Annotated in this window: 4 protein-coding genes and 2 pseudogenes; 5 read left to right on the plus strand and 1 reads right to left on the minus strand. The window is 35.4% G+C overall.

What is annotated here, in order from left to right; all coding sequences use genetic code 11:
- Positions 1-130 precede the first annotated feature (130 nt).
- Entirely contained in the window at positions 131-484 is a 354-nt protein-coding gene (locus tag BA053_RS05495) for a TrbC/VirB2 family protein (protein ID WP_010081965.1), read from the plus strand.
- 308 nt (positions 485-792) lie between these two features.
- A pseudogene (locus BA053_RS06890) lies at positions 793-1436 on the plus strand (IS630 family transposase); the annotation flags it as partial.
- Between the two features lie 13 nt (positions 1437-1449).
- On the opposite strand, the gene BA053_RS06895 reads toward BA053_RS06890, so the two are convergent.
- Positions 1450-2213, minus strand: a protein-coding gene (locus tag BA053_RS06895) for an IS5 family transposase (protein WP_156518237.1) whose coding sequence is annotated in 2 segments (ribosomal slippage) — positions 1450-1859 and positions 1859-2213 — 765 coding nt in all. Because the reading frame shifts where the segments join, the coding sequence is not laid out codon by codon here.
- A gap of 61 nt (positions 2214-2274) precedes the next feature.
- Between BA053_RS06895 and BA053_RS05515 the strand changes: the two are divergent.
- From BA053_RS05515 to BA053_RS05525, 3 genes and pseudogenes are all read left to right on the plus strand, one after another.
- Positions 2275-2559, plus strand: a pseudogene (locus BA053_RS05515) (DUF3168 domain-containing protein); the annotation flags it as partial.
- Positions 2534-2923, plus strand: coding sequence for a phage tail tube protein (locus BA053_RS05520; RefSeq protein ID WP_065095084.1), 390 nt, complete (start codon positions 2534-2536; stop codon positions 2921-2923). The pseudogene BA053_RS05515 and the gene BA053_RS05520, both read left to right, overlap by 26 nt.
- A gap of 65 nt (positions 2924-2988) precedes the next feature.
- A complete protein-coding gene (locus BA053_RS05525; protein ID WP_065106852.1) occupies positions 2989-3759 on the plus strand; it encodes a hypothetical protein in 771 nt (256 codons plus the stop codon).
- Positions 3760-4154 lie beyond the last annotated feature (395 nt).

The raw sequence follows: 4154 nt of genomic DNA on the forward strand, positions 1-4154 counted from the left end.
CTTTTGCACTCGGTGCATTTACTGCTGTGTTTTTTGGCGCTCCTGTAGTCGTTTCAAAAATAATACCAGAAGGTGTGATTTGTAAAAACGGTGAAGTAGTGAATAAGCCATAGAAATTATTGGAGGCATAATGAAAAATTTTCTTCTACTAGTGGCGTTAATTCTCTTCTTTGCATTTGATAATGCTTTTGCTAGCAGTGTTACTGATGACGCAACGTCAAATACAATATGCAAAATAGTAGGCTATACTCACGGCATAGGTGGACCGATGATCACAATAGTAATAATTGGTGCAGCATTGCTTGCAATATTTGGCAGAATGCCGTGGCCAGCGCTTTTTGCACTCGGTGCATTTACTGCTGTGTTTTTTGGTGCGCCTGTAGTTGTTTCAAAAATAGTACCAGGCGGTGTGATTTGTAAAAATGGTGCAACTGCTTGCCCTGATGGTAAAGTATGGAATGCAACAACAAATACATGCAACTAGGCACTAAAATTTCAGAAAAACATTAGCTAAATGGTGCTCCTTAAAGGAGCACCATTATTCCACAATTGTATAAATGTTGTCCAAGTGAATAACACTGAGATCCGGGAATTTTTATAAACTGATAGGATGACAAATTTACTAGAACCCTCACCATTTACTTAAATTTAATCAAAGCGATAGATAATCAAACATGAAACAGAAATTATAGGAGGCGTAATGAAAAATTTTCTTCTACTTGTGGCGTTATAGCTCTTTCCACAGAAGTCCGGATATGATAAGATAAGGATAGATGGCGATAAGGAGGTTGGATGCCGGCAGCATATAGTTATGATTTAAGAAAAAAAGCAATGGAAGCACTAGACGAAGGGGAAAGCAGAGAAGCAGTGGCAGCAAGATTTAAAATTGGACGAACTACTTTGTGGGAGTGGCAGCAAAGAAAAAAAGAAACAGGCGACTTTCAGTCAAAAAAACTCGGTAATGGAGGTTACAATCAGAAAATTATCGACTGGAATAAGTTTATCGAATTTGCTAAAAAACACGGTAGAAAAACTCTGTCGGAAATGGCTAAACTTTGGGGCAACGTTAGTATCCAAACGATCCACCGAGCTCTCAGAAAAATTGGATTTACGCGCAAAAAAAGACATATGGATACAAGGAAAGGAACGAAGAAAAACGTGCTGAATTCTTAAAAATTATAGCAACAAAAGAACCAGAAAACTTAGTGTATATAGATGAGTCTGGGATTGATAACACGGAGGACTATCCATATGGGTATTGCCAGAAAGGACAGCGATTTTATGCCCTAAAATCTGGAAAAAAAACTCAACGAATCAGCATGGTTGCAGCCTTAAGTAGAAGAAAGATAGTTGCTCCATTAACATTTGAAGGCCACTGTAATATGGATATTTTTAATGGATGGTTTGAGCAATTTTTGGCACCGATCTTAGAACCTGTCTTGAAAGGAGTTAAGCAGCTAATTTAGTAAGCATAGAAGTAATCATATTAAATAAGATATTGTTTTTTGAAGTAAGAGGAGAATGCTCGTAATCCTTGCTCATGCGTCTAAAATTGGAAAGCCAAGCAAAGGTTCGTTCTACAATCCAACGTTTAGGAATAACCTGAAATCCTGTATCAACCAATTTCTTGGTAATCGTTAGCAAACATCCAGTTTCCAACAAACATCGATTTTGTAATTTACCTTTGTATCCTTGATCAGCAAAAAACTTACGTAATGTTGGAGCTTTGCATTTAGCTTGAATAAAAAGATTGGTAGCACCATCACGATCCTGAATGCTTGCGCTGTGTACCTCTGCAGTAATTACAAGACCTAGTGTATCTACAATAATATGGCGTTTTCTACCCTTTATTTTTTTACCGGCATCATATCCTCTTGATCCCCTTTTTGAGTCGTTTTCACTGATTGACTGTCAATTATACCTACTGAAGGTGTTTCATTTTTACCAACCATTTTTCTTACCTCTTTTACTAGCATGTCATGTATTTTTTTCAATTTTCCATTATTACGCCACCTGATAAAATAGTCATACACCGTTTTCCATGGGGGAAAATCCTTTGGTAGCATTCTCCACTGGCAACCACCCCTCATTATATACCTTATTGCATTAATAATTGTTCTGATGTTATGTTTTCTTGGTCGTCCTATCGCTCCTTGTGCAACATAGGGCTCTAAAATTTCCCATTCCTTGTCACTTATATCACTTGGATACAATTTACCCTCCTATTTTTTGCTTACCTCATCATACTCTTTTCTTTATTCCCTTTCAAGACAGGTTCTGAGATTGCGTGTAGTGAATTATAATAACCTGCATATGCTGTCCAATTTTGCTACAAAGGCAAGATTTTCATGCGACATATATACTTATCATATAGACAGTATGTTTGCCATTATAAGGCATATTAACTTGATACTTAAGAGCATTGAAGGTTTTAATAATGAGGCCATTTTAGAAAGTAATTGTGCTATGGATCAGCACGATGAAATTTTACATTCAACAATTAATTTTGATATTTTAATAAAAGGAGGTGATAATGAGCAAATTACAGCTAAAAATTAAAGATCATGACAATAATTTTATTGTGTTAAATAATATACGAAACCTAAGGTTTACTTTGCGTAATAATAGAGAAGAGGTGAAAGATATTTCTTCTTTTGGCTGGAGAAAAGTATTGGATTCTGCTGGAAGCAGACATATTACGATAAAAATTAATGGAATTTTAGACTCTGTGTTAGCTGATGAATTATTATGTAATTCTGCTATGCTAAACTCTAATAATGATTATGAAATTAGTTTTAATGCTAAGGAAAAGATAAGGCTTAGGTGTTCAGTTGAATTGTATGAGAGGTATTATGATCCTGTTACTTTTGACAGTTTTACTGTCGTTTTAGCCAGTGCTGAAGTTGTAAACGCTTTTCATTAATGTTAATTTAATTTTTTCGTATACAATAGTAACTGGTGAGAATTTTAATTAAATTAAAAAAAATCATGAACGACGAAGACGGTGATAATATTGAAGAAAATAACGATGATAAAAGAGAGAAAAGTTTAGAAAATGAAAATCAGCAAAATCAAGAAGAACAACACAAAGAGGAAGATAAGCAATACATAATACAGTATATTCAAGAATATTTAAAAGCTTTTGAGGATATTCTAAATCAGATCGACGAAGGAATTGACAATTTAGATAGTTACGAAAGGACTATGCAAATAAAGCGAAGTATAGATAGGCTCATAGAGACTTTATATAGTCAGGCTGCGTCCGAAGATATTGATGCAGAACTTGAAACTACCAAACACACTCGCGATAAATCAGAATCTATGAAAAGAGTTAGAGAGAAAAGAAGGAAGCAAGCGATAGAAGAAGTGTTAAGTAGCATGTTTGCCCAGCAACAGAAGGAGCTAATGAACGCTAAACACTTAAGTCATGGACATGAAACAGCAAAAGATGGGGATGTCCACGAAGCAAAGGAAAAAGTGAAGTCTTCAATCAGGGGAGTGTTGTTTTCAGTGATTGCTCATAGGATGGATCCAAGAAGGAGGGCAGGGGAAACTGCTGACGGTAACGAAAAGCAAGCTCATATATATGGCAGGGAAGCAGTTGGTGGAGCTTTAGGTGCATTGTTAAAAACATTTTTAACAGCAGTTACTGCCGTTGTGCGCGAAATTGCTAAACCACTTCAGAAACAGGAAACATCTTTTGCAAAACAAGTTGAAGAAAGCAGAAACGCAGATCCACAAAAAGGTCGATCTGTGTAGGTTTTTCCTTGTAATAATCTTTCGATTCTGCTGTCTATTAATTCAAATTAGGGTTATAAAATTTTAGAAGCCAGCTCTTATATAACCAATTTATAGCAAGAAATTACGATACAAAAATCAGCGTCCGTTAGAAAATAAACATAACACAGGGTGGTAGAGTTGCCCCTATCCATAAGCGTCAGTTAAGCTCAAAATTGTAAGCTTAAAATATGATTGAATAATTATTAATAATAGTATATAATTATTAACGTTTTTCAGGCATTTTTGTTATGGGTGCGCCAAGTAAGCGTTTAGAATACAATTGGTGAAAATCCAACTGACCTTACCCAGAAAAAGTGGAGAGAAAGTTTGGAATGTTTTTTACAAAAAGAATGATGCATCAAATTGTTCTGTAA

The sequence above is a fragment of the Wolbachia endosymbiont of Nomada ferruginata genome (assembly GCF_001675785.1).
In the GTDB taxonomy this organism is placed as follows: Bacteria; Pseudomonadota; Alphaproteobacteria; order Rickettsiales; family Anaplasmataceae; genus Wolbachia; species Wolbachia pipientis.

What these genes read in the sequence shown, in the direction of transcription:
- BA053_RS05495 (WP_010081965.1), top strand. Translation starts at nt 131, where the DNA reads ATGAAAAATTTTCTTCTACTAGTGGCGTTAATTCTCTTCTTTGCATTT.
- BA053_RS05525 (WP_065106852.1), top strand. Translation starts at nt 2,989, where the DNA reads ATGAACGACGAAGACGGTGATAATATTGAAGAAAATAACGATGATAAA.
- BA053_RS05520 (WP_065095084.1), top strand. Translation starts at nt 2,534, where the DNA reads ATGAGCAAATTACAGCTAAAAATTAAAGATCATGACAATAATTTTATT.